The organism is Paenibacillus methanolicus (assembly GCF_008124765.1).
In the GTDB taxonomy this organism is placed as follows: domain Bacteria; phylum Bacillota; class Bacilli; order Paenibacillales; family Paenibacillaceae; genus Paenibacillus_Z; species Paenibacillus_Z methanolicus.
On the sequence record NZ_VNHS01000012.1, the window covers coordinates 12,141 to 37,211 of the forward strand.

20 protein-coding genes and 1 riboswitch are annotated in these 25,071 nt (G+C 58.9%); of the genes, 14 read left to right on the plus strand and 6 right to left on the minus strand.

The genetic code is table 11. From position 1 onward, the window contains the following. Window positions 1-16: 16 nt before the first annotated feature. Entirely contained in the window at window positions 17-3,886 is a 3,870-nt protein-coding gene (locus BCM02_RS27835) for a collagen binding domain-containing protein (RefSeq protein ID WP_148932414.1), read from the plus strand. A 110-nt stretch (window positions 3,887-3,996) separates the two neighbouring features. Here the strand turns inward: BCM02_RS27835 and BCM02_RS27840 are convergent, their stop codons facing one another. Both BCM02_RS27840 and BCM02_RS27845 read right to left on the minus strand, forming a co-directional pair. After that, complete coding sequence (locus BCM02_RS27840; RefSeq protein WP_148932415.1) at window positions 3,997-5,376, minus strand: ABC transporter substrate-binding protein; 1,380 nt, start codon at window positions 5,374-5,376, stop codon at window positions 3,997-3,999. Continuing rightward, window positions 5,373-8,036, minus strand: coding sequence for an EAL domain-containing protein (locus tag BCM02_RS27845; RefSeq protein ID WP_148932416.1), 2,664 nt, complete (start codon window positions 8,034-8,036; stop codon window positions 5,373-5,375). Before BCM02_RS27845 ends, BCM02_RS27840 begins: the two co-directional genes overlap by 4 nt. A gap of 90 nt (window positions 8,037-8,126) precedes the next feature. Next, window positions 8,127-8,208: riboswitch (cyclic di-GMP riboswitch) on the minus strand. A 480-nt stretch (window positions 8,209-8,688) separates the two neighbouring features. Here BCM02_RS27845 and BCM02_RS27850 point away from each other — a divergent pair. After that, window positions 8,689-9,066, plus strand: coding sequence for a VOC family protein (locus tag BCM02_RS27850; protein ID WP_148932417.1), 378 nt, complete (start codon window positions 8,689-8,691; stop codon window positions 9,064-9,066). A gap of 177 nt (window positions 9,067-9,243) precedes the next feature. Here the strand turns inward: BCM02_RS27850 and BCM02_RS27855 are convergent, their stop codons facing one another. Then, the gene (locus BCM02_RS27855) at window positions 9,244-10,992 is read right to left on the minus strand and encodes a sigma-54 interaction domain-containing protein (protein WP_148932418.1); all 1,749 of its coding nucleotides are present in this window, start codon (window positions 10,990-10,992) and stop codon (window positions 9,244-9,246) included. A gap of 452 nt (window positions 10,993-11,444) precedes the next feature. Between BCM02_RS27855 and BCM02_RS27860 the strand changes: the two genes are divergently transcribed. The 7 genes from BCM02_RS27860 (at window position 11,445) to BCM02_RS27885 (ending at window position 18,158) form a co-directional block, all read left to right on the plus strand. Next, a complete protein-coding gene (locus BCM02_RS27860; RefSeq protein ID WP_148932419.1) occupies window positions 11,445-12,359 on the plus strand; it encodes a proline dehydrogenase family protein in 915 nt (304 codons plus the stop codon). Window positions 12,360-12,373: 14 nt separating this feature from the next. After that, window positions 12,374-13,942, plus strand: coding sequence for an L-glutamate gamma-semialdehyde dehydrogenase (pruA, locus tag BCM02_RS27865; protein ID WP_148932420.1), 1,569 nt, complete (start codon window positions 12,374-12,376; stop codon window positions 13,940-13,942). A gap of 100 nt (window positions 13,943-14,042) precedes the next feature. Then, a complete protein-coding gene (locus BCM02_RS27870) occupies window positions 14,043-15,350 on the plus strand; it encodes a Glu/Leu/Phe/Val family dehydrogenase (RefSeq protein WP_281288244.1) in 1,308 nt (435 codons plus the stop codon). Window positions 15,351-15,607: 257 nt separating this feature from the next. After that, window positions 15,608-17,011 carry an NAD-dependent malic enzyme gene (locus BCM02_RS27875; protein ID WP_148932421.1) on the plus strand — a complete coding sequence of 468 codons (1,404 nt, stop codon included), beginning with the start codon at window positions 15,608-15,610 and terminating at the stop codon, window positions 17,009-17,011. A gap of 199 nt (window positions 17,012-17,210) precedes the next feature. Next, a complete protein-coding gene (locus BCM02_RS27880; RefSeq protein ID WP_148932679.1) occupies window positions 17,211-17,705 on the plus strand; it encodes a GNAT family N-acetyltransferase in 495 nt (164 codons plus the stop codon). Between the two features lies 1 nt (window position 17,706). Further along, window positions 17,707-17,862 (plus strand): hypothetical protein, encoded by a 156-nt coding sequence (locus BCM02_RS36180; RefSeq protein ID WP_246183593.1) that lies wholly within the window; start codon window positions 17,707-17,709, stop codon window positions 17,860-17,862. Then, the gene (locus BCM02_RS27885; protein WP_246183594.1) at window positions 17,826-18,158 is read left to right on the plus strand and encodes a GNAT family N-acetyltransferase; all 333 of its coding nucleotides are present in this window, start codon (window positions 17,826-17,828) and stop codon (window positions 18,156-18,158) included. The genes BCM02_RS36180 and BCM02_RS27885 overlap by 37 nt, the downstream gene beginning before the upstream one ends. 162 nt (window positions 18,159-18,320) lie before the next feature. Here BCM02_RS27885 and BCM02_RS27890 read toward each other — a convergent pair whose 3' ends face one another. Both BCM02_RS27890 and ymzB read right to left on the minus strand, forming a co-directional pair. Then, window positions 18,321-18,830, minus strand: coding sequence for an SRPBCC domain-containing protein (locus BCM02_RS27890; protein WP_148932422.1), 510 nt, complete (start codon window positions 18,828-18,830; stop codon window positions 18,321-18,323). Between the two features lie 212 nt (window positions 18,831-19,042). Beyond that, entirely contained in the window at window positions 19,043-19,378 is a 336-nt protein-coding gene (gene ymzB, locus BCM02_RS27895; RefSeq protein WP_148932423.1) for a protein YmzB, read from the minus strand. A 234-nt stretch (window positions 19,379-19,612) separates the two neighbouring features. Here ymzB and BCM02_RS27900 point away from each other — a divergent pair, with 234 nt between their 5' ends. Continuing rightward, on the plus strand, window positions 19,613-20,476 hold the full coding sequence (locus BCM02_RS27900) for a VOC family protein (protein ID WP_148932424.1): 864 nt from the start codon (window positions 19,613-19,615) through the stop codon (window positions 20,474-20,476). Window positions 20,477-20,616: 140 nt separating this feature from the next. After that, complete coding sequence (locus BCM02_RS27905) at window positions 20,617-21,090, plus strand: hypothetical protein (RefSeq protein ID WP_148932425.1); 474 nt, start codon at window positions 20,617-20,619, stop codon at window positions 21,088-21,090. Window positions 21,091-21,131: 41 nt separating this feature from the next. Here the strand turns inward: BCM02_RS27905 and BCM02_RS27910 are convergent, their stop codons facing one another. Beyond that, window positions 21,132-21,509, minus strand: a complete 378-nt coding sequence (locus BCM02_RS27910) for a hypothetical protein (RefSeq protein ID WP_148932426.1) — start codon at window positions 21,507-21,509, stop codon at window positions 21,132-21,134. Window positions 21,510-21,859: 350 nt separating this feature from the next. Here BCM02_RS27910 and BCM02_RS27915 point away from each other — a divergent pair, with 350 nt between their 5' ends. Genes BCM02_RS27915 through BCM02_RS27925 form a run of 3 tightly spaced genes read left to right on the plus strand, consistent with a single transcriptional unit; the run spans window position 21,860 to window position 25,056 of the window. Beyond that, window positions 21,860-22,729, plus strand: a complete 870-nt coding sequence (locus BCM02_RS27915; RefSeq protein ID WP_187434447.1) for a MurR/RpiR family transcriptional regulator — start codon at window positions 21,860-21,862, stop codon at window positions 22,727-22,729. Between the two features lie 19 nt (window positions 22,730-22,748). Next, the gene (locus BCM02_RS27920) at window positions 22,749-24,083 is read left to right on the plus strand and encodes an ABC transporter substrate-binding protein (protein ID WP_246183595.1); all 1,335 of its coding nucleotides are present in this window, start codon (window positions 22,749-22,751) and stop codon (window positions 24,081-24,083) included. Between the two features lie 25 nt (window positions 24,084-24,108). Continuing rightward, window positions 24,109-25,056, plus strand: coding sequence for a carbohydrate ABC transporter permease (locus tag BCM02_RS27925; RefSeq protein ID WP_148932428.1), 948 nt, complete (start codon window positions 24,109-24,111; stop codon window positions 25,054-25,056). Window positions 25,057-25,071 lie beyond the last annotated feature (15 nt).

The following is a 25,071-nucleotide window of genomic DNA, read 5'->3' on the forward strand; positions in this document are numbered from 1 at the left end:
GAGAGGTTTGCGCAAAATGCCATTCAGAATGATGTACAGTAAGATTGCGAGCGCCCTCGTATTCGTCATGATCGTGGCGCAATTGACGGGCTCTGCGGGTTTTCTTCGGCATGCCAGCGCGGCCGAGATTAGCAATAATATTATTACGGATGCAACCCTCACGATATTGGACGCGAGTGGCACGCCGGTAACCGACGCGGTGTACGAGCAGGGCGCCAAGGTGAATCTAGACTTTAAATGGGAACTTCCGAACGGACATGGCTATAAGGCGGACGACACGTTCTCGTTCGACATTCCGGAATCGTTCAAGCTCTACACCGATTTTACGGCGGATTTGGTTCTTGAGGACGGCGGCAAAGTGGGTCAATTCACGGTCGACGCCAGCGAGCACCGGATCGTCATGACGTTCAACGACTATATCGAGAATTACGACAACGTCAAAGGCACGATGCAGTTGAAGGCCGAATTCGACAAACAGATTATTAAAGGCAATGTCGAGCAGGAAATCGTCATCAAAATTAAAGATTTCGAACGAAAATTCGTCCTATTATTCAAACCTGATACAACGACCGTTATCGAGAAGAAAGGTACGCCCGACGGATATAACCCGAAGAGCATTACCTGGTCCATCGATGTCAACAAGGTAATGAAAACGGTGGAGAACGCGATCGTGACGGATCCGATACCGGATGGACTCTCGTTGGCCGATGCTACCGGAGTCGAGGTGTACAAGCTGTCCAGCCAGTTGGACGGTTCCGTTACGGAAGGAGCGAAAGTCGTCGCGGGCGAATATACGGCATTGGTGGAAGAAGGCGTACTGAAAGTCAGTTTCAAAAATGCCATTGCCTCCGCCTATCGCGTTAAATTCACGACGCCCATTGCGGACGCTGCAAAAGCCTCCTTCTCGAACACGGCTGCGTTCTCGGGCGACAACCAAGAGAGCCGAAGCGCAACCGCGACCGTGACCCCGTCCTACGGACCGTCGCTCGGCAAAGAATCGACGGGGTACAGCGCCGGCGATCAAACGCTGAGCTGGGCGATCAAATTCAACTATCGCGGATCGACGATCCCCGCGGGCGCGGAATTGACCGATACGATCAAGAAAACGCAGTCGTATGACGTCGGTTCCGTCGCCGTCTATCCGGTAACGTTCGACATGGCGGGGAATCCGACCAAGGGTGCGGCGCTCGATCCGTCCGCCTATACGGTTGAGATCGATAACGCGGGCGCAACGAACAATACGTTCAAACTCACCTTCAAAGACAGCATTTCGTCCGCCTACCGGATCGAATATAATACGTTCGCCAACGAACGCGTCGAAGCGAAAGATAAGATTGCGAACGAAGTGACATGGGGAACGGAGAAGGCAGGCGCCAGCCGCGATATCGGCCAAGTCGTCCTGACAAAGTCGATTGCGGCGGTTGATTATCAGAACCAAACCGTCAATTGGAAAATCGTCGTTAACGGCGACAGCGCTACGATGACGAATGCGAAGTTGACGGATTGGTTTACGCAAGGCGGCATGAAAATCGAAACGGGTTCCATTGCGGTGAAAAGCCAAAGCGGGTTGGAGGATGCGGCAGTGGCGGCGGATTTGAATTTGGACCCGGCATCCAAGGACGCACGCCTGGTAGTAACGTTTAAGCCCATTATTAATGAGCCTTATATCATTACTTATACCACGAAGTACAGCCAGGATTGGCTCGCTTACGATTGGAGATTGGCGAGCAGCAGCACGGTATTCCCGAACAAGGCCGCCTTGACATGGGACGAGAAAGTTACTTCGGGAGAGTTGTCGGTCACGACGACCTTCACGCCGAACAATGCGACGAAAGGCAACGGCTATAAATTCGGCTCCTACAACCCGGTCGATAAAACGATCGCTTGGACAATCGGCGCCAACTATAACCGCAAATCGTTGAATGAGGCAGTGTTAGAGGATACGCTGGAAGAGGGACAGAAATTGATTCCGGGCTCGCTGGAATTGCATGAAATGATCGTCCCGGTCAACGGCGAACAGGCCAAGGGCGCTTCGGTGCCGGCCGGCGATTACGCGGTCGAGTATGACGAGACCTCCGGAAAGCTGAAAGTAAGCTTTAAGAAGGCCATTACGACAGGCTACATCTTGACGTTCAAGACTAGCGTGGACGGTCTCGTCCTGGACGGCTCGATCGCCAACGCCGCGCAATTGACCAACGGGTCGATTGTCGAGTCCAAGAACTGGACGGCGACGGTAACGATCCCGAATGGCGGCGAATATGTCAGCAAGAGCGGCGCGCAGGACGGATGGGATTTGAAATGGACCGTCGCGATCAACCGCGGCCAGTCGACGGTGCAGCAAGCAACCGTGAAGGATAGCGCAAGCGCCGGCCAAATTTACGTGACGGATTCGTTCCACGTCTACGAGACGGTAATCGGCGCCAACGGCAGCGTTTCGAAAGCAAGCGGGGAGTTGACGGAAGGGACGGATTATTCGATCGTCATCACCGCGAAGACGGGCGGCGGCGAGGACTTCGAACTGAAGTTCCTCCATGAAATCAAGACCGCCTATATTCTCGAATACAAAACGACGATGATTACGGCCGATAACGGCGACAAAGTATTCAACGACGTGGAATTCACGGGCGAAAATGTCAAAGTCGGCGTAACCGAGACAACGAAGGAAATCATCATCGGTCTCTCCAGCGGTTCGGGGACCGGCAGCGGCGACCGCGGCTCGCTGACCGTATTGAAGAAGGATGAGGAGACCCAGGTCAAGCTAAGCGGCGCCACGTTCGCGCTTTATCGCGTATCGGGCAGCGCGAAGACGTTCGTGAAGTCGCTCGCGACGGATGCGGACGGCAAAGCTGTATTCCGTAATCTGTTGTCCGGCAGTTACATCTTGATCGAGACCGCTGCGCCTACGGGGTATGCGCTGGATGCGACAGAGCACCCGGTCACCTTGGCCGCGAAGGCCGCGCTCGAGGTAGCGATTACGAACAAGAAGACAGTTGTTCCGCCGACGGGGCCGATCGAAGGTTCGCTGACGATCACGAAGACGGACGCCGCGGATAGCGCGGTCGCGCTGAGCGGCGCCACGTTCGAACTATACAGCGTGGCAGGCCCTGTTCGCACGTTGGTGGCCACTCAAACAACTAGCGCCGACGGGAAAGCGAAGTTCGAGAAGCTTCCGCTAGGCGACTATGTCGCGGTGGAGAAAGCGGCGCCTGCGGGCTACGAGCTGGATGGTACGGACCATCCGGTGACGATTGCCGGCGTGGCGAACGTGGATTTGACCGTGACCAATAAGAAGTACACGCCGCCAGGCCCGGGTCCGGGACCAATCGATCCAGGACCGACGAATCCGGGAACTGTCGATCCAGATCCGACTAACCCAGGACCTGCGGAGCCTGGCACAACTGACCCAGGCACAACCGATCCAGGCACAACTGACCCGGAAACAACAAGCCCTGGCACGAAGCCGACCCCGAAACCGGTAGATCCTCCTGTCGTGAGCGAGACGACGACGCAGGACGAGACGATCGAGGGACAGGTTGAAGTGCCGCTCGGCGGCACGGCCGTCGTGTCGAAGCAGCCGGACCATGGTACGGTGAAAGTCAATCCGGACGGTACGTGGGCCTATAAGCCGGATGCCGGCTTCGTGGGGAAAGACCGAATTTCGATTATCGTCACCGATCCGGATGGAAATACGGAAGAAATCTTCATCGATATTACCGTGGACCCGATTCCGCTAGGCAATGACGATCCGAAGGGACCGGCAAAACCTGTCGCTACCTTGCCGAAAACGGGTGAGGGCAGTCATTTGCCGATTCAGTTAGCAGGCGTGGCGCTCATCGTGGTCGGTTTGGCTTTATTCCGCACCCGTGTATCCCGCAGTCGGAATTAGGGAATATACAAGCGCGTAACCGCGCCAAAGAGCCGCAGATCTCAAATCTGCGGCTCTTTGTTATGGAAAGCGGCATGAACGGACGCGGACGCTCGCCGGCAGGAGGACGGTCAAGGCGACGACTCTTCCAGATTGCGCTTCAAAATGTCGAGCTCCGTAGCCAGCGACGAGACAATGCGCTCTTCAATGCCGTCGAGCATGGTGGCGGTGTCCATCTTGCGTTCGATCCCTTGGGCGAGCATCTTATCCCAGATGGCCGCGGCTTTCGCGTCGAGAGGCGTCGTCACGAGCTCGGACATTTTGCCCACGAGTTCCTCGTGCAGCGCGTATACCGGCTGGTTGCCCATGTACGGATTGACGGAGGCCAGCTCCTTCGGATTGCCGCGCGCCGGCAAATAAGCCGGGACCGATCCCGCCATGCCGTTCTTGCTCGACTCGGTGACGTAGAACTCGATGAACTTCCAGGCGAGCTCTCTGTGCTTGCCTTCGGACGGGAGAATGAAGTTGGCGCTGTTCTGCCAGCCGTAGAGGTCGAACGGAAGCCGCGTCTCCCGCCAGAGACCGGCGGATTCCGGCGCCCACGCTTTGATTTGATCGCCGCCCCATGTGCCCATGTACATCATCGCGATGTTGCCTTTACGCACGGCTTCTTCGCCGCTGGAAGTCCAGACGTCGAGATGCGCGGCCAGGTTGAGGTCATGGACGACTTTGGCGATATCGATTGCATTCTTGAACAGGTCGTTGTTGCGCTGGAAGCGCAGCTCGTCGTCGAAGAAGCTTTGCGTACGTTCGAAGTTCAAGACGATCTCCGGGTCCCACTGCGTCAAATAGATGCCGTCCTTCTTCAGCGTCTTGGCCATGTTCAGCCAGTTATCCGGTTTGGCCATATAATCGCCGAGCGCCTTCGGGTCGGAGGGAAAGCCGTATTTGTCCATAATGTCCTTGCGATAGTAAGTGACGATCGGCGAGCTGGAGAGCGGGAAGCCGACGAGCCGCTTCCGATCCAGCGACATATTGCTGCGCCATAACGCTTCGCTGAAATCGTTCTCGTATTGGCCGGCGTTGTAAGGCGGATCGAGCAGGTTCTCCACCCCTTTGATCGAGGAGAAAGAGCCGAACTGCGCGCTGTCCACGAGCATGACGTCCGGCACGTCGCCGTCGGCCAGCGCCTGCAGGAACTCGTTCTCGTACGAGGCGTACAGGAAATCCTTCACGGTCACCTTCACGTTCGGATAGAGCTTCTGGAACTGCGGGATCAGCTTGTCAAAGCCTTTATAGTAGACCCATAGCGTAAGCTCCGAGCCAATGTTCGGATCAATCTCCTGCGTCTTGTCCGTTTCTTGGGCAGGCGGCGTTTGCGCGGATGCGGATTCATTCTCCGTGCCGAGCCGCTTCGTGCCGGAGCCGGAGGCGAAGCACCCGGTCAGGCCGACGGCGAGCATAGCGGCGATAAGCGTCAAGCCGAAGCGGTGCATCTTGCGATTGGTCACGATATTTCCTCCCGATCTTCCTTGGCGTGCGTTTGCAGGAAGGATATGAATTGTTCCGCCGGCAGCGGCCGGCTAAGCCAATAGCCCTGCGCTTCTTCGCACTGGAGCTTCTCGATATAGCGGTAATCCTCCCGAGTCTCGATGCCTTCGACGACGACGTGCAGCTGCAGACTGCGCAGCAGTTCGGCGATGGCGCCGACGATGCGGGACTTCTTCGGATCGTTCGCGATCCCTTTCATGAACGTGCGATCGAGCTTGACCTCGTCGACGGGCAGGCGCTGCAGCTGATTCAAGGACGAATAGCCGGTGCCGAAATCGTCGATGGAAACGCGAAGGCCGAGCGAACGAAGCGCTTCGAGCTGCGCGACGACTTTGTCGTGGTTGCGGATGAAGATGCCCTCCGTTATCTCGAGCGTCAGCAGACGGAGATCCATCCCCGTCTCGGCGGCGATCGATTGAATGAGCTGCGGGAGCTCGCCCTGCTCGAAATGGCGGCCGGAGATGTTGACGGCGACCGGCAGCGGCTGCATGCCCTGCCTCGTCCAGATGCGGTTCTGCCGGCACGCTTCCCGGATGACCCAGGCGTCGATCTCGGCGATCATGCCGGAGGTTTCCGCAAGCGGGATGAAGCGGTCCGGCGGGATGAGGCCGAGATTCGGATGATACCAGCGGATAAGCGCTTCTACGCCGCTAATGCGCCCGGTGTCGATCGCCATCTTCGGCTGGTAATGAAGCTTGAACTCGCCGGAGCGGATCGCGCTCCGCAGTCCGTTTTCCAGCTGCATTTTCTCCGAGAGGTATCGGTTCATCTCGTCATCGAAGAATCGATAACAGCTGGTTCCCTGTTCCTTCGCCTGGTACATCGCCATATCCGCATGCGACAGCAAAGAATCATGATCGTGACTGTCCCGCGGATAGACGCTGATGCCCAAGCTGACGGAAACGTAAAGCTCGGTTCCCGCAAGCAAAATAGCGTCGTTGAACGTGCGGCAGATCGCGTCCGCCGTCTCGTGCAGCAGCGGCTCGTCCTCATAGACGAGCACGAAGACGAACTCGTCGCCGCCAAGGCGGAAAATGCGGCATTGTCCGGACTCGAAGCGGGCGAACCGCTCCGCAACCCGCTGCAGCAGCTCGTCGCCCGCGGCATGGCCCAACGTGTCGTTGATCTGCTTGAAGCGGTTCAAATCCGCGAACATGACCGCCACCGATTGGCCGACTCGCTGCTGGCTTTGTTCGTGCTCCTCCAGCACGCGCAGCAGGTGATTGGAGAAGTGAAGCCGATTCGGCAATCCGGTCAGACCGTCATAATACGCCAGATGCTGGAGCTTCTCTTCGGAGATCATCAGCTTGGCGGTCTGATCCTTCAATTTGCTGTTCGCATCGGACGATTCCTGGAATAGCCGGAACAAGTCGCGCGACATATGCTGGAAGTTCTGAATGAGCGAGTTGAACTCGATGATGCCGCTAGTCGGCCATTCGAGCGCCTCCATTCGTTTGAGCCGGTCGGGCAAGTTCGCGGTGGTGGCCGCCAGCTCCGTAATCGTGCCGGTCAGCATGCGGCCGAATAGCAGCACGAGCACCGTGACCCCGAGCGCGCACAGCATCAGGTTCAGAAAGTGGTAGAAATATTCCTCGTAGATCGAGTCGAGGAACGGACCGAGCGGCGTATCGATGTAGATCGTCATGGATGCCTGCGGAACTTCCTGAATGTAGAGATAACCGGCATCCTGCCAGGTTTGACGCGTATGGGCATTGGCCGGGAGCGTCAAGTAGAACCGGTCGTTAAATTGCTTCTGGACGTCGGCTTGAAGTCGGGTGAACTTCAGTCCGTACGGAGAGCCTTGGCTGTCGGCGATAATCCGGTTCTTGTTGTCGGTCACCGTAATGATCGACAAGCCTTCGCTCGTGTATTTGGTAATCATGTTCTGCAGGTAGCCGATCTGGATATCCGACCCGAGCTTCACGGAGCGATATTCCTCGGAGGTCCAGCGGCTCAGCTCTTCCTTGATGCTGCCGGCCGTGCCTTCCGACTGGTGAAGGGTATTGCGTTCCAACGTGTCGGTAATATTGGTGCTGCCGATAGACAAGTACATTAAATAGGGAACGAAAATCATGAAGAGCGTGAAGTGAGCCAACGCCTGCTTCAGGTGGATCGGCTGCTTCGTCTTCGGGGTCATGCGAATCCAGACCGGCAAATATTTGACGACGATGCCGGCAAGCGTGGCGTTGATCAGGCTATTGGTCGCGCCGACGAGCAGCGCCAGAATGATTTCGGATGTTTGGTGATCGGCGACGTGCAGGACGAATGCCGTCGGGAGGGCGATGACCGCCCAGAAGCAGGCATCCCAGAAGAAAAGGGGCTTGGCGCTGTTGCGGCTTAACAGCCCGACGGCCAGCAGTTCGCCAAGATGTACGAGCACGAAGGGGGAGTGGCCGAACGCGATCATGCACGCGCCATAGACCGCCAGCGCGCCGAGCGCCACGTACCGGAGCCGGAGCAGGCCGATCGAGGCAAACAGCATGACGCTGCCGAAGGAGAGAGAGATGCCGTAGACGAGGGACAGCGGCTGGCTCTCGATGGCGACGGCCAAAAGGACGACGGCGATGAAAATGGCCCATTTGCGAGCATTGAGATGGGGAAGAAGAGCTTGTCCCTCCACGATGGGTCCTCCTGCACGGTGAAGTATTGAAGATGAAAAAATCAGGGGAATGCCTTGGGCATTCCCCTGATTCGAAGTTCGTTCAAGAGATGTAGCAACCCGGCGATCATACTTGGATTTCAGATCCGTGGCTTTGCGTCCTATGCTTTCGCATAGTTTGCCATATATTATTCATGAATGACTAGTTTGCTAGGTTCTAGGTAATAAGGCTTAGTAGGTCAATTGTAGTGGAAATGTAAAGGTAACTCAATGGTAATTGTTGTTTGAGATTAACATTTCTGTACAACCTTCCTTTTTTCCTGCTAGCCTAAAAAAAAGTTTGCGGATGTCTCGCGGATATCCCGCTCGTCGCCAGCGCCGCGGCTGAGTTCGCCGGGGAGTTCGAGCTGTTATCCGCCGCCGAACTTAATGAGAGGCTGCTTGTCGATGGGCGAACTCGTTCCGTAGTAAACGACAATCGTCTTCGCTCCGGAGAGCTGGAGCAGATTATGTACTGGAAGCCGAAGACGGTAGGCGAAGTCGTGTTCAATGAATGGGATTGAACGAAACACGATCGGAAGAGTGTGGTTTTGTTCTGGATATCATTGTAAAATGGAATTGTATAATTGAAACTAAGTTTTATTAGTTGAAACTACCTACGGAGGCGGATAGGATGGCATTCCAATTCGACGGTCTGGATCACGTGCAGTTGGCGGCGCCGGAAGGCTGCGAGGAAGCGGCGCGGCGTTTCTTCGGCGGATTGCTCGGCTGGCCGGAAATTCCGAAGCCGGAGCCGCTGCGGGCCCGAGGGGGAGTCTGGTTCCAATGCGGCGCGCATCAGGTGCACATCGGCGTGCAAAAGGACTTCGTCCCGGCGGCCAAGGCGCATCCGGCCTTCCATGTCCGAGGATTGATGCAGCTAAGAGATAGGCTGCTGGAGCGGGAGACGCCCGTCATCGACGACGACGCGCGGACGGAGGAAGGCGTCGCGAGATTTTACGTCCGCGATCCGTTCGGCAACCGGCTGGAGTTCATGGAGCTGGCGCGATAGACGGCTGGCCGCAACTGGAGACCGGGCATATGGCAGGTCAGGCCAAAGAATTACTTTCGCGTTGTCGCGCCTAGGCGGATGCGAAATTCCGTTGCATAGCGAGCGAACGCAAAAAAGAGTCCGAGCAGCATGAATAATGCCTCCGGACTCTTTTTGCTTGCGTCTCCCGTTCGCGACTTAGCTCAGATGAAACTCCTTCATCTTATTGTACAGCGTGCCCCGCGAGATGCCGAGCAGCTTGGCGGCCGCGCTCTTGTTGCCGAACGTCTTGGCGAGCGCCTCCTCGATGAGCGCGATCTCGTCCTCCTGCGTGAGCGCGGGCTTCAATGCCTTGCGTTCGTAGTAGAAGCCGGACTCCTCGTCCGGCGCGGCATCGCGCTGCAGCTGATCGCGCTGGAGCGCCTCCGGGAGCAGATCCATCGTAATCTGCTCGCCGTCGCACAGAATGATGCAGCGTTCGATGACGTTGCGCAGTTCCCGCAGATTGCCCGGCCACTGATAGCTAATGAGGGCCACCATGACGCCGGGATCGAATACCGGGATCGGCTTCTGGTATTGCAACGCGTAATCGCGGACATAGAGCTGGGCCAGCGAGGGAATATCTTCCTTGCGCTCGCGCAGCGGCGGGATGGCGATCGAGACGATGTTGAACGCATAGTACAGATCGTCCCGGAACGCGCGCGCCGCGACCATGGCGGCCAGCTGCCGATCCGTCGCGGCGACGACGCGCGCCTCGATTCGGACAGACGTGTCGGCGCCGTTGCGGGTAACGAGGCGCGTCTGCATCGCTTGATAGAGCTTCGCCTGAATGTCCACCGGGAGCTTGTCGATTTCGTTGAGGAACAGCGTTCCGCCCCCGGCGGCTTCGAGCGCGCCCGCCTTGCCCGTATCTTGGCCCGAGAAGGTGCCGCCTTGATAGCCGAACAGCTCGATGTCGAGCAAGCCGGGCGGGATGGAGCCGCAGTTGACGATGACGAACGGCTGGCCGGCCCGCGGGCTCGCTTGATGGATCGCCGTCGCGAACTGCTCTTTGCCCGTGCCGGACTCGCCGACGAGCAGGAACGGCGCCGAAGCGCCGACGACCTTGCGCGCGAGGGCGATCGCCTTGTTGATCGCGCCGCCCTTGCCTTTGATGCCGGCGAACGGATCGTCGCTGTTGCCTGCCAGCTCCGCCGGCGCGGCCTGCACGGTCGTCAGCTCGTCGTTCAGCTTCACCAAATGCGTAATGTCCTGCTCGGTCGCGATGCTCGCGATAATGCGACCGTTCATGTCGTAGATGGGAGAAGCGTTAATGAGGACGTGCGTATCCGGCCGCGGGCGATGGTAAGCGCCGCGCAGCATCCGGCCCTCGTCGAGAATGCGCAGCACCATGAGCGCTTCGGGATCGAAATGCTCGCCGATCCGCCGGCCGAGAATCTCTTCTCTCGGAATGCCGTAGATCTCTTCCGCGTTGCTGTTCCAGCAGATGACGGACCCGCTCCGGTCGACGACGGTCACGGCGTCGGTCACCGTCTCGGCCAGCGTGGCGAAATACGCATCCAGCCGCTGCAGTTCGGCCAGCGTCGCGCGCACGAGGCTGCCGAGCGGGCATGAACCGAGCAGCTTGCCGTCGTCATCCTGAACGACGATGAGCCGAGAGACGTCGTCCGGGATATCGGCAAGCGCCGCGTTCAGCGCGCGAAGGTCGTTCGTATACGGAAGGATGAACGAAGCAAGGTGCGATTTGTCCGCCACATACTCGCCTATGCTTCCGGTCGGAGGGCCTTGGAAGCAGCAGAGGTCCCTAGGCGTAAACACATAGGAACCCGTCTCGGTCGTTACGCAGACGTCCTGTCCGTGACGGAGCAGCTCGATCAACGCTTCAAGTCCGGCTTGCGGGGGCACGGTCTCGAAAGAATGGATCGGTAATTGTTCAATCTTGAACATTGGTAACCTCATATCTATGTGTATTTCTATAAATTTATCATGCGGCCTTTATCATTTACAACAAGCAAGCTCGGAATTCGACAATCCGCTTCCCCGGAATGAAACTTGTTGCGCCGCCGCAAGGAAGGCTCCAGCCGTTACACCTTGCGGAATGAAAGAAATCCGGTTGTCGAGCCGGATATTTGAGCAGAAGGGAGCATTACGATTCTAGAGGAGGATAACCAGTTGATCGCGGCCGTTATTGGCTCTGGCATTCTGCGGGTGCCGATAACCGCGTGTCGCTTGGGAAAGCGTGCTTTCTCAAGAATGCGGCCACTTTCAAGGGGGATTTGTTCAAAATTGAACATATTGATTACAAATATGGTATATGTGTTCAATAACAAAATATTTATGTACAACGTGAACATATTGTGTATAATCGGAGTATAACGTGTTAAGGCAGGGGTGACATCATGGAAACGGTTATGCGCAATATGTTTCTGAAGCTGGCGAAGAACCGCCCGGCGAACAAGCTGGCGAAACGATACGGCTTGCGTTTCGGCGCGCAGCGCTTCGTGGCCGGCGAGACGATCAAACATTCGATCGAAGCGGTCAAACAGCTGAATGCCACCGGACGCGTGGTCACGCTCGACCATCTCGGCGAGTTCGTGTTCACGGAGGAAGAAGCGAAGGAATCCGCGACGATGTGTCTGCTGACGCTGGATGCCATTCATCAGGCGGGCGTCACGGCGAACCTGTCGCTCAAGATGACGTCGCTCGGTCTGGATATAAGCCGGGAGCTGTGCATGCGCAATATGCGGGAGATCCTGACTCGCGCGCGGTCGTATGGCAATTTCGTTCGCATCGACATGGAGGACTACGCGCACTGCCAGATGTCGCTCGATATTTACCGCGAGCTGCGCCAAGAATTCGATAATGTAGGCATCGTCATTCAAGCGTACTTGTACCGGACGGAGCAAGATATCGCCGACCTGAACGAGCTGAAGGCGAATCTTCGCCTCGTGAAGGGCGCCTACAAGGAGTCGCCGAAGGTCGCGTTCCCCGAGAAAGCGGACGTCGACAACAACTTTAAGAACATCATTCGCCAGCATCTGTCGAACGGCAATTACGCCGCGATCGCGACGCACGACGAGGCGATGATCCGATACGCCAAAGAGATCGTTCGGGAATATGGTATACCAAACGACCGATTTGAATTCCAGATGCTCTACGGCATTTGCGAGGATTTGCAGAAGAAGCTGGTCGCCGAGGGCTACAAGGTGCGCGTCTACGTTCCGTACGGGAACGACTGGTTCGGCTATTTCATGCGCCGCTTGGCGGAACGTCCCGCCAATGTCTGGTTCGTGCTCAAAAATATGTTTAAATAAGGAGTGTTCCATACATGAGTATCCTCACGCAAAACGAAGCGTTCCGCAACGAGCCGTTCGTCAACTTCGCCCTCGAAGAGAACAAGCGGGCGATGGAGGCGGCGATCGCGAAAGTGAAAGCAGGTCTGGGCCGCGACTACCCGCTGCATATCGGCGCGGAGAAGATCGTCACCGAGGCGAAAATCAAATCGATCAACCCGGGCAACGTGGACGAAGTGATCGGTTACGTGAGCAAGGCGGATCAGACGCTTGCCGAGCAGGCGATGCAAACGGCGCTCGCAACGTTCGAGACGTGGAAGAAGGTACCGGCCGCCGAGCGCGCCGAATACTTGTTCAAGGCCGCGGCGATCATGCGCGAGCGCAAGCACGAGTTCTCCGCGATGATGGTGCTCGAAGCGGGCAAGAACTACGCCGAAGCGGATGCCGATACGGCGGAAGCGATCGACTTCATGGAATTCTACGCGCGCGAAATGCTGCGTCTTGCGGCAACGAACGAGCGCCAGCCGCTGACGCCGGTCGCCGGCGAAGACAACAAGCTGACGTACATTCCGCTTGGCGTCGGCATCGTGATCCCGCCGTGGAACTTCCCGCTCGCGATCTGCGTCGGCATGTCGACGGCCGCGATCGTATCGGGCAACACGGTCCTGCTGAAGCCGGCTTCCACGACGCCGGTCATCGCGCACATGTTCGTCGAGCTGATGGAAGAAGTCGGCCTGCCGGCGGGCGTCCTCAACTTCGTGCCGGGCAGCGGCGCCGAAGTGGGCGACTACTTGACGACGCATCCGAAGACGCGTTTCATCAGCTTCACGGGCTCGAAGGAAATCGGCCTGCGCATTAGCCGTCTGGCTGCCGATACGGCGCCCGGCCAGATCTGGATCAAGCGCCTCGTCGCCGAGATGGGCGGCAAGGACGGCATCGTCGTGGACGAAACGGCCGATCTGGACGCGGCCGCGCAAGCGATCGTCGCTTCCGCGTTCGGCTTCCAAGGCCAGAAGTGCTCCGCGGGTTCCCGCGCGTTCATCGTCGAGTCCGTGTACGACGAAGTGGTGGAGAAGGTCGCTGAATTGACGAAGAAGATTCCATCCGGTCTACCTGAGCAGAACTATGCGGCAGGCCCGGTCATCGACCAAGGCTCCTACGACAAAATCCTCGGCTACATCGAGATCGGCAAGAGCGAAGGCCGACTGATCGCCGGCGGCGGCAAAGCCGAAGGCAACGGCTACTACATTCAGCCGACGGTGTTCGCCGATGTGGACGGCAAGGCGCGCATCATGCAGGAGGAGATCTTCGGACCGGTGCTGGCGCTGGGCAAAGCGAAAGACTGGCGCGAGGCGATCGACCTGTACAACGATACCGAGTTCGGCTTGACCGGCGCGTTCTTCTCGAAGGATGAGAGCCGCATCGAAGAAGCGCTTCAGACGATGCACTGCGGCAATCTGTACATCAACCGCAAATGCACCGGCGCGCTCGTGGGCGCGCATCCGTTCGGCGGCTTCAACATGTCCGGCACGGATTCCAAGGCGGGCGGCTATGACTACCTGCTGCTGTTCACGCAAGCCAAGATGACATCCCGTAAGCTGTAGTCACCATAAGAGCCCTTGCTTCTACGCGATTCAAGGGCTCTTTCTTGAATTCTTCTTTCGCCTTGACCAACCTAACTCGATTGTCGAAGGGGATATCCGGATGATGGACCAGACAAGCAGCTTGCCGGTGAATGCGGCGATTAGGGCGGAGCCGAAGCAGGCGGAGACCGAGAACTTGGATTTGTTCACGCGCACCCAGCAAACAATACATACGGCCTTGCAATATTTGGGCTGCGACGAAGGGATGTACGAGCTGCTCAAGGCGCCGCTGCGCGTCCTGACCGTCCGCATTCCGGTGAAGATGGACGACGGCTCGGTGAAGGTGTTCACCGGCTACCGGGCGCAGCACAACGACGCGGTCGGCCCGACCAAAGGAGGCGTGCGCTTCCATCCGGACGTCACGGAGGATGAAGTGAAAGCGCTGTCCATGTGGATGAGCATCAAATGCGGCCTGACCAATCTGCCGTACGGCGGCGGAAAGGGCGGCATCCAGTGCGATCCGCGATCGATGTCCTTCCGCGAGCTGGAGCGACTCAGCCGCGGCTACGTCCGCGCGATCAGCCAGCTGGTCGGCCCGACGAAGGATATCCCGGCGCCGGACGTGTTCACGAATTCGCAGGTGATGGCGTGGATGATGGACGAATACAGCCGCATTCGCGAATTCGATTCGCCGGGCTTCATCACGGGCAAGCCGCTCGTCCTCGGCGGGTCGCAGGGGCGCGAATCGTCGACGGCGCTCGGCGTGACGATCGTCCTGAAGGAAGCGGCGAAGCTGGCCGGTATTCCGGTCGAGGGCTCGCGCGTCATTATCCAGGGCTTCGGCAACGCGGGCAGCTTCCTGGCCAAATTCCTGCACGACGCGGGCGCGAAGGTCGTCGGCATCGCGGACGCGGTCGGCGCGCTGTATAACGAAGACGGCCTCGACATCGACCATCTGCTGGACCGCCGCGATTCCTTCGGCACGGTGACCAACCTGTTCCCGAACCGGATCACGAACGCCGAGCTGCTGACGATGCCGTGCGACATTCTCGTTCCAGCGGCGATCGAGAACCAAATCACGGAAGCGAACGCGGGGCAGATCGAGGCGCGCATCGTCGTGGAGGCGGCGAACGGGCCGACGACGGCGAAGGCGACGGATATGCTGACGGATCGGGGGATTATGCTCGTGCCGGATGTGCTTGCCAGCGCGGGCGGGGTAGTCGTATCCTATTTTGAGTGGGTGCAAAATAATCAAGGCTACTATTGGTCCGAGGAAGAAGTCAATCGCAAGCTGACGGATCTGTTGACCGCTTCGTTCCACCAGGTGTATCAGACCGCGCAGACCAAGCGCGTCAACATGCGGCTGTCCGCGTATATCGTGGGGCTGCGGAGGATGACGGAGGCAGTCAAATGGAGAGGGTGGGTTTAGATGAAAAGACTGCAACCAGGGGGGCTCCACGGCCGAGAATGTTCTTGCGATCGCTGTTATTTCAGGATTCCCTTATTTAAGATAGGTAGGGAAGGAATCCTTCAATAAAGGCGAGCGTTTAGGCTCCATGGTTATCGGTCTTTTCCAGACCGAACGAGCATTCCGCCTAAACTTCTTCAGAAGCATTCTCTCTGTTCCGCCCAAGGTTGACCATTTCATTCATCTAAACCCGAGTAGGCAAATAAGGGGGAGCCAATATGGCACAGACCAGCATTATTTTGCGCGTAGAGTTGAACCACGGCTTGGTGAGCTTCGGAGACGTGGCGGCGACGATCAGCCGCGCCGGCGGCGATATTACGTCGATCGACGTCATCCGTCCGGGCAAGGAGTCATCCGTGCGCGACATTACCGTCGACGTGGCGGACACGAAGGAATCGACGATCGTCGATTCGCTGAAGGCGCAGGCGGGCATCAAGATCATCAACGTCTCCGACCGGACGTTCCTCGTCCATCTGGGCGGGAAGGTCGAAGTGACGCCGAAGCTGCCGATCAAGAACCGCGACGATCTCTCGCGCGTCTATACGCCGGGCGTGGCGAGGGTGTGCACCGCGATCGCCGAGAATCCGGACAAGGCGTACTCTTTGACGATCAAGCGCAATACGGTCGCGGTCATTAGCGACGGCACGGCGGTGCTGGGCCTTGGCGATATCGGGCCGCACGCGGCGGCGCCGGTCATGGAGGGCAAGGCGATGCTGTTCAAGCAGCTGGCCGACGTGGACGCCTTCCCGATCTGCCTCGACACGAAGGATACCGAAGAGATCATCCGCACGATCAAGGCGATCAGCCCGATCTTCGGCGGCATTAACCTCGAGGATATCAGCTCTCCGCGCTGCTTCGAGATCGAGCGGCGGCTGGCCGAAGAGCTGGACATGCCGGTGTTCCACGATGATCAGCACGGCACGGCCGTCGTCGTCATCGCGGGTCTGCTCAACGCGCTCAAGGTGACGGGCAAGCGAATCGGCAATATCCGCGTCGTCGTCAACGGCATCGGCGCGGCGGGCGTCTCCATCTGCAAAATGCTGCTGAACGCCGGCGTGACGCGCCTCGTGCCTGTCGATCGCGAAGGGGCGATCGTGCGCGGCGGCCAATATGAATACCCGATGTGGCAGTGGCTGGCGGATCAGCCGCAGGTCGAAGATCGTCCAGGCACGTTGAAGGAGCTCATCGCGGATGCAGACGTGTTCATCGGCGTCTCGCGCGGCAACCTGCTGAACGGAGATGACGTGAAGCGGATGGCGGCGGACCCGATCGTGTTCGCGATGGCCAATCCGGTGCCGGAGATCGCGCCGGAGGAAGCGCTGCCGCATACGGCCGTCTTCGCGACCGGCCGCAGCGATTACCCGAACCAGATCAACAACGTGCTCGTGTTCCCGGGCATCTTCCGCGGCGTGCTCGACTGCCGCGCGCGGGTCATCAACGAACCGATGAAGCTGGCGGCGGCCCGCGCGATTGCGGCCGTTATTTCGGAGAACGAGCTGAACGAGCAATATATCATCCCGAGCATATTCAACGAGAAGGTCGTGCAGAACGTGCGCAAGGCGGTCATCGAGACCGCGATCTTGACCGGCGTCTCGCGCCGGGTGCCGCCGGATTTCCGTTAAGGCGGGAGGATCGAGGGAATCCGCTTGACGGAAGAAGACCGAACATCCGTGAAGCATGAAAGCGCGGGCTTTGCGCAACGGAGTTTCACGCGCGAATCGGAAGGAGGCTGCCACGTTCCAACTGGCGGTCTCCTTTTTCTTCTGCGATCGCATGCCGAGAACCGTCATTTGCCTCATTCATATTGGTCCTAGCATCGAAATGCGGTACGATCGGAGCAAGGCGAACAGAGGGAGGATATCGGGCATGCGCAGATTGAGAGCAATGGAAGAAGACGATTACGACGCGATGATCGAACTGTGGCGCGGCGTGGACGGGTTGGAGCTTAGCGGGGCGGACTCGCGCGAGGGGATCGCGAAGTATTTGGCGCGCAACCCGGGAATGAGCTTCGTCGCGGAAGCGGAGGGGCGGATCGTCGGCACGGTCCTGGGCGGTCACGACGGGCGGCGCGGGTTCATTAACCACTTGGCCGTTGACCCGGCTTGCCGGGGACAGCGGATCGGCGCGGAACTGACGGAGCGCTGCCTGGGCGCCATCGCGGCGGACGGCATCGGCAAATGCCATATTTTCGTCAAGTCGGACAATGAGATCGGAAAAGGCTTCTGGGCGCGGACGGGCTGGTCGAAGCGCTCGGGGTTCGACGTGTTCTCGCGCGACGCGGCCGTGTTGGAATTGAAGCGGGAGGAGGCGCGATAAGATGGCGGAGGCGATCGCCCGAAGTGTCCGGGAGGACGAGTTGGAGGAGCTGTTGGCGCTTTACCGGCACATGCACGAGCACGATCCGGATATTGTAGGAGAGCCTTGGCTGGAGGAGCTGTGCGCGAGATCCTGTCGGACCCGAATATGGACGTGATCGTGGTGGAGAGCGAGGGCAAGCTGGCGTCGACCTGCGTGCTGACCGTTATCCGCAATTTGACGCGCGGCGGCCGGCCTTATGCGTTGATCGAGAACGTCGTCACCCATCGGGATCATCGGCAGAAGGGGCACGCTAGGCAGGCGCTGCGGCTGGCCGTGGAGACGGCCAAGAAGCGAAACTGCTACAAGGTCATGCTCTTGACGGGATCGAAGCGGGAAGAGGTTCACCGGTTCTACGAGCGGTGCGGGTTCGCGAAGGGGAACAAGACCGGATTCCTCATGAAATTCGAGTAGGAAAGGCCGGATATCGGCAAAAATAAACAGGGCCGCCCGAGTTGGGCAGCCCTGTTAGTCGTCGTTGGCGGACGGCGCGACGAGACGCGACAATAGAACGCGGTCGGACGAAGGCGCGGCGAACCAAAACGTCGGCGAACCCGCTTCTGCAGGCGGCACGGCCTATTGGAGCGTGGTTAAGTACGCCGCGAGCCGCTCGTACGTGGCCGCGAAGCCTTCTCTGGCCATCTCGCGCGAAGTTTCGAACTCGGCGGCTTCTTCCGCCGTCGGCTGGACGGGCACGCTGCGCATCGTCATGCTTGTCCGGCCGTCCTCTTCTTCGAACGTGATCGTATTGGCGATCTCGAGCGGCCAGCTCGCCAGGAACGGCGCGCGCGCCAGGCCCCCTTCCGCATCGGAGAAGGAATTGACGAAGACGAGCCGGTCGAACGGCGAAATGTCGCGATAGGCGAGCTTGCACCACATCAGCTCGCCGCCGGGCGCCTGCTGGCTGTAATGAAAGGCGCCGCCGGGACGGAAATCGAAGGAAGCGACCTGGATGTCGAAGCCTTCAGGACCCCACCACCGGAGCAGATGCTCCGCCTCGGTGAACGCGCGGAAGACAACCTCGCGGGGGGCGGCGAACGTGCGGGTGATGACAAGCTCTTGCGATGATGCGGAATGGGTGGACATGGAACGGCCTCCTTAATGGGGATTGGCGCGGGACAAGCTCGAACGCGCCGAAGGGTCGAGTTGGATGAACCCTAACTCTTACGTTAACTTACTTAGAAGAATACCTCTTAAGGAATATTCCTGTCAAGGAATATTCCTGACGAACCAAGTAAAAAAAGCGGCAGCGACCATCATAATGACTGCTGCCGCTCCTGTCCGCGGTCATGCTTGTCTCACGGATTCTCCATAATGTGGTACACGCCGCGTTCGGTTTGGAGCAGGGCGCGCGGGCCGTCGGTCTCGACCTTCTTTAAGCCTTCGAGCGGAATTTCGAAGACGCCGCCCGGGAGCGGGGTTTGCTCGGCATCGGTCAGGACGACGCCTTCGCCGCGCAGCACCAGGGAGCTGCCGTTCGTATACTCGTCGCCGCCTTCTTGCTGCGGACGGTAATCCACGCCGGTCAGCTGAATCATGACGCGGTCCAGGTCGCCCTGTTCCTCCTTCTGAATCAGCAGCGGCTTCGATTTGTGATCCTCCAGCCAATCGGACAACGTGTCGATACTGCTCATGGTATCCCTCCATTTATCGGTATTGGTGTTTGCAGGCGCATAAGATGTGCAGGCAAGTGCTCTTATTTCCATGTTACCCCAAATGCGGCTTGTTCCATCATGCCCAGGATGAGCTTATCCTATGAGTTGTTCAGTCGTTCATGCTTACTTGACGATATGTGGTTATAACTATAAAATAACTTACATATAGTAACTAACTGAGTTGAATTCTAAAACGATAAGGTTGTGACTCTCATGAGCACGGTACTGCATCCGGATCTCAGGCTTGGCGAAGTAAAATTAAAGGTGAGCGATTTGGCGCGTTCGATTCGCTTCTATGAAGAGGTCGTCGGCCTGAAGCTGCTGGCGCGCGAGGGGAATACGGCAAGTCTGGGCGTGGACGGAAGCGCGCCGCTTCTCGTTGTGGAGGAGATTCGCGATGCCGTCGTCCTGCCTCGGCGTTCGGCGAGCGGGCTGTACCATTTTGCGATACTGGTGCCGACGCGCCGGGCGCTCGGCCTTGCGCTGCGAAATCTGATCGCCTCCGGCATCCATATCGGCCAGGCGGACCATCTCGTCAGCGAGGCGCTCTATATCGCCGATCCGGACAACAACGGCATCGAGATATACCGGGATCGCCCCCGTAACGAATGGCCGCGCGAGGCGAACGGACAGGTGAAGATGGCGTCCGATCCGATCGACTGGGACGGCTTGCTGAAGGAGGCCGAGGGCAGCGAGTGGGAAGGACTTGCGCCGGGCACGGTCATTGGGCATGTCCACTTCCACGTCGGCGATCTGGCCGCGGCCAAAGCCTATTATTGCGATACGGTCGGCTTCGAGATCGCGACGGACGGTTGGCGGCAGATGGGCGCGTTGTTCATCGCGGCCGGCGGTTATCACCATCATATCGGGCTGAATCTATGGGCCGGCCAAGGCGCGCCGCCGGCACCGGCGAACGCGGTGGGACTGGCGTATTTCACGGTCGTGCTGTCCGGGCAAGAAGAGCTTGCGCGGGTTGCCGCAAGGCTGCGCGAAGCGGGCACGCCGGTGGAAGCGCATGGAGGTGCCATGTTCGCGACCGATTCGTCGGGGATTACGATGCGGCTGGTGACGGCGTAAGCGCACGCAGCCGACGAGCGCGGAACAAGCCCGCGCGAATGAGCACCGCCGTCGGCGGTGCTTTTTTATCTACGGAAGGAGATGGTTCGGCGCGCGTCGAATCTGTAGGCGAGAGAACACTTCTGGGGGAATACGACAACATGGGGAAGTCGAAACGGATCAGCATACCGGCCTTGCTGGTAGGCTTGTTTGCGTTTATCTTGGCGACCAATGCCTTCTCGCTTATCGCGATGGCGGCCGCACGAATGCTGGGAACGGATTGGGCGGATACGTATATCGATGACGACAACTATTGGTTCGGATTGGCGCTTGTTATCTTGAGCATGCTGTGCGCGGGCTTCTACACCGGCAGGTACGCGTACTTGAAGGGACGGGTAAGATGGAACCAGTCCTTGATTTTGGCCATTGCGATCGGCGGATATAGCGTCGTGGAATCGTTCCGGATGATCGGAGAGCCGCTGGCGGATCCGTTCGCGATGAATATTTTGTATGACGTATCGATGATAGCGTCGCTCTTGTACGGAGACCGGCTGGCGAAGAGGGAGCGGGATAAGCTGAACCGGCTAGTCGAGTCGAATACCGAGTCGAATACCGAGGCGATGACGGAGAGATAACGAAGAGAGCAGACCCTTGGCCTGCTCTCTTGCCAATTATATTACAGCGACGCTTCGGCCGCCTGGCGCAGCTGCCGGCGGATGTCCGAAGCGGTGCGCGCCGGGTCGTCCGTTTGGAAAATAACGTGTCGGTATTTCTCGTGCCCCGCCAGCACGAGCTGAACGAGCGGCGTGCGGGAGCCGAAGGATAGGAAGTACCACTGATTGGCGAATTTGAAGCTGCCTTCATACAAATGGAGACCGGCGATGGACGTTCCGGGCATGCGCAGCATCCATTTCGGCGCGTCGAAGTAATCCACGTACACATGTTGCACCGTTTCATACGGGATGACGACTTTCGATTTGATGGCGAACAGCCGGTTCAAGCCGGTTAACCGGAGCGTCAATTCATGTTGGCCGAACAGCACGTTACGTCCCATAGCCATTGCTCCTCTCTATTGAAAAGGCTTACATTTACTATATCATATTTCGTAGGGAACGGATTTGTGCATATTCGGTCGATTTCATTGCGAAATTGTGCGGGTGTACAAGTGGAGTGACGGCCGGACTCCTTTTTAATCCCCACTTGACAGCTGTGATTAAGCGGTTTAAGATTAGCTCAATTGTTCCGACGATATTAGCCTACTAGACCAACTAGAGGCCCTCATTCTCCGCATGCGCCAAGCGTTTGCGGAGACGAGGGTCTTTTTTTATGGCCGAAATGTAACATTTCTTCATCGAAAAAGAAAAACGTTGTAACAAAATTTTAACGAAGAAGGAGATGGCGGCGGTGCTAAAAGGCGGACTGGTCCGCATTCGGGAAGCGGCGCAAAGCCTGACCCAAGCGGAGGAGCGAATCGCCAGACATATTCTGGCGCATCCGGAGGAAGCCATCAAGCTGTCCGTGCAAAAGCTGGCCGCGGCGGCGGGCGTCAGCGAGGCGACGGTCGTGCGGCTGGCGCAGTCGCTGAAGTACGAAGGCTTCAAAGCGCTCAAGCTGGCGATCGCCGCGGACTTGGCCGGGGAGCGGGAGAGCGGCGAAGAATACCGGCAGTTCCCGGTCGGCAGTCCGATCGGCGCGATGATGGAGTCGATCTCGAACAACAACGTCAAGTCGATCCGCGATACGCTCGCCGTCCTGTCCGAGGAAGCGGTGGAGCAGGCGGTCGGGTTGCTGGGCGCGGCGCGGAAGATCGCGCTCTTCGGGGTGGAGTCGTCCTCGGTCGTCGCCGACGATTTCCGGCAGAAGGCGCTGCGGCTCGGGCTGTGGTGCGAGCCGGGCTACAGCGGCGATTCGCAGGCGATCATCGCGGCGAACCTGACGTCTGCGGACGTCGTGCTGGCGATCTCGTATTCCGGGGCGACCGGCTCGGTGCTGCGCGCGATGCAGGTAGCCAAGCGCCAGGGCGCGAAGGCGATCGCGATTACGCAGGTCGGCGACAGTCCGATCGCCGGGGAGGCGGACGTGGCGCTGTATACGAGCTCGCTGGAGCAAAATTTCCGCAACGGAGCCATGGCGTCGCGCATCGCCCAATTGAACGTCGTCGACATGCTGTACGTCGGGCTGGTGACCCGCCAATATGCGGATAGTCTGGACACGCTGGAACGCACGAAGGCGGCGGTGCGGTATACGCGCGGGGAAGAAGAATTCAACATTTAATCCGGGGGAGAGAACGAGAATGACGATGAATCGAAAATGGCAGGCAAAGGCCGCTCTGGCGGGATTGGCGGCAGCGCTGACGCTCGCGGGATGCGCATCGAACGGCGGCGCGAATCAATCGGAGGAGAAGGCGGTCGGCGAAGCGAAGGCGAACGACGCACCCGCGGCGGCGGCGGAGACGTCGGCCAAGGCCGAGCCGTTCACGCTGCAGGTGGCGGTGTGGGACGAGAAGCTGAAGGAGACGGTGCAACAGACGTTCGAGATTTACAAGAAGGATCACCCGGAGGCGGACTTCAAGCTGACGGTGACGCCGGTCAAGGAATATTACACGAAGCTGCAAACCGCCCTCATCGGCGGCAGCGGCCCGGACCTGTTCATGATGAACGGACCGAACTTCAACAAGTTCGCTTCGCTCAAACTGTTGACCGACCTCCAGCCGCTTGTTGAACAAGAGCAGCTCGATACGTCGGCATACCCGGAGGGCATTACGAAGCTATACCAATATGAAGGCCATCAATACGGTCTGCCGTACTACCTGGGCTCCATCGGCTTGTTTTATAACAAGGCGTTGTTCGATGCGGCGAAGGTGCCGTATCCGGACGAGACGTGGACGTGGGAGACGCTCCGGGCGAACGCGGCCAAGCTGACCGACAAGAGCCAAAGCACGTACGGGTATATCGCGGCCAACGACAACCAATCCGGCGTCTACCCGCTCATCCATCAGGCAGGCGGTTCGGTCATTAGCGCGGACGGCAAGAAGTCCGGTCTCGATGCGCCGGAGAGCGTCGCCGCGCTGCAGTTCATGAAGGAGCTCATCGACGAAGGCGTATCCCCGAGCGCGCAGCAGCAGTTGGAGACCGCGCCGATCCAGCTGTTCGGCTCGGGCAAAGCGGCGATGGTGCCGGGCGGTTCGTACGACGCCAGCACGTTATACGGCATGCTGGGCGACAAGCTGGGCGTCGCGCCGCTGCCGGCGGGCAAGCAGGCGGGCTTCCTCGTGCACGGTTCCAGCTGGGTCATTAATGCGAAGTCCGAGCATCAGCAGGAGGCATGGGAGTTCGTGAAGGTGCTGAGCGGCGCGCCGGGCGCGGAGCTGCTCGCCAAGAACGCGATCAATTTCCCGGCGTACAAGGATGCGGTCGCGCTGTGGATGCAGTCCATCCCGTCGCTCGACATGAATGCGTTCGTGAAGTCGCTCGAGCATACCGCTCCTTACCCGGTATCGAAGAACACGGCGGAATGGCAAAACGCCATTATCGAAGAGATCACGAACGGCTTGCTCGGCAAGCAGTCGATCCCGGACGCGGCGGCGAAGGCGGCCAGCCGGATGAACGATATTTTGGCGAAGGAATAACGACAAAGAGGGGGCGGCATGAGCGATGAGGGAAATCCAGATAAGGGCGCCGGAAGCGGCGCCCGCCGCCGCGCCGCGGGCCGCAAGACGGACCCCGCGCGGCAGGACGGTGGAGATGTGGTGGGCGTACGCGTTCGTGCTGCCGGCTTTTATCGTGCTGGGGGTGTTCCATCTGCTGCCGGCCGCGGCGTCGCTGGCCATCTCGTTCACGGATTGGGACGGCCTGTCCGAGATCCATTTCGCGGGATGGGACAACTACGCCGTGCTGCTGTCGGACGACAACTTCGGCAAGGCGGGGCTGCACACGTTCCTGTACGCGCTGGCGGTCGTGCCGATATCGGTCGGGCTGGCGACGCTGGTCGCCGTGCTGCTGAATGCGGGACTGAAGGGACAGGCGTTCTACCGGACGGTCTACTTCATTCCGGTGGTGACGATGTCGACGGCGGTCGGCTTGATCTGGAAGTGGCTGTACAACTCCGAATACGGGCCGATCAACGCCGCGCTCGGCTTCCTGCACCTGCCTCAGCCGAACTGGCTGTCGGACAGCCGCTACACGCTCGTCTCGATCATGATCGTCGGCATCTGGGCGGCGATCGGCCATCATATGATCATTCTGCTCGCGGGCCTGCAGGGCATTCCGCAAAGCTTCTACGAAGCGGCTTCGATCGACGGCGCGGGCAAGCTGCGCACGTTCTTCCGGATTACGCTGCCGCTGCTGTCGCCGAGCCTGTTCTTCGTCGTGACGACGTCGGTCATCTCGTCGCTGCAGCTGTTCGACCTCGTCTTCGTCATGACCGGCGGCAATCCGGCGCTGCTCAGCTCCGCGCGAAGCGTCGTGTTCAACGTCTACGAGGAAGGGTTCGTCCTGTTCCGCATGGGGACGGCTTCGGCGCAGGCGGTCGTGCTGTTCGCCGTCATTCTGCTGCTCACCGTCGTCCAGCTCAAGCTGCAGAAGCGGTGGGTTCACTATTAACGAAAGGAGGCGACC

Excerpts from the sequence above, each read along its gene's own strand:
- BCM02_RS27875 (WP_148932421.1), top strand. The coding sequence starts at position 15,608 with ATGGCACAGACCAGCATTATTTTGCGCGTAGAGTTGAACCACGGCTTG.
- BCM02_RS27850 (WP_148932417.1), top strand. The coding sequence starts at position 8,689 with ATGGCATTCCAATTCGACGGTCTGGATCACGTGCAGTTGGCGGCGCCG.
- BCM02_RS27835 (WP_148932414.1), top strand. The coding sequence starts at position 17 with ATGCCATTCAGAATGATGTACAGTAAGATTGCGAGCGCCCTCGTATTC.
- BCM02_RS27920 (WP_246183595.1), top strand. The coding sequence starts at position 22,749 with ATGACGATGAATCGAAAATGGCAGGCAAAGGCCGCTCTGGCGGGATTG.
- BCM02_RS27905 (WP_148932425.1), top strand. The coding sequence starts at position 20,617 with ATGGGGAAGTCGAAACGGATCAGCATACCGGCCTTGCTGGTAGGCTTG.
- BCM02_RS27855 (WP_148932418.1), bottom strand. The coding sequence starts at position 10,992 with ATGTTCAAGATTGAACAATTACCGATCCATTCTTTCGAGACCGTGCCC.
- BCM02_RS27870 (WP_281288244.1), top strand. The coding sequence starts at position 14,043 with ATGATGGACCAGACAAGCAGCTTGCCGGTGAATGCGGCGATTAGGGCG.
- BCM02_RS27910 (WP_148932426.1), bottom strand. The coding sequence starts at position 21,509 with ATGGGACGTAACGTGCTGTTCGGCCAACATGAATTGACGCTCCGGTTA.
- ymzB (WP_148932423.1), bottom strand. The coding sequence starts at position 19,378 with ATGAGCAGTATCGACACGTTGTCCGATTGGCTGGAGGATCACAAATCG.
- BCM02_RS27890 (WP_148932422.1), bottom strand. The coding sequence starts at position 18,830 with ATGTCCACCCATTCCGCATCATCGCAAGAGCTTGTCATCACCCGCACG.
- BCM02_RS27925 (WP_148932428.1), top strand. The coding sequence starts at position 24,109 with ATGAGGGAAATCCAGATAAGGGCGCCGGAAGCGGCGCCCGCCGCCGCG.
- BCM02_RS36180 (WP_246183593.1), top strand. The coding sequence starts at position 17,707 with ATGGCGGAGGCGATCGCCCGAAGTGTCCGGGAGGACGAGTTGGAGGAG.
- BCM02_RS27860 (WP_148932419.1), top strand. The coding sequence starts at position 11,445 with ATGGAAACGGTTATGCGCAATATGTTTCTGAAGCTGGCGAAGAACCGC.
- BCM02_RS27900 (WP_148932424.1), top strand. The coding sequence starts at position 19,613 with ATGAGCACGGTACTGCATCCGGATCTCAGGCTTGGCGAAGTAAAATTA.
- pruA (WP_148932420.1), top strand. The coding sequence starts at position 12,374 with ATGAGTATCCTCACGCAAAACGAAGCGTTCCGCAACGAGCCGTTCGTC.
- BCM02_RS27880 (WP_148932679.1), top strand. The coding sequence starts at position 17,211 with ATGCGGTACGATCGGAGCAAGGCGAACAGAGGGAGGATATCGGGCATG.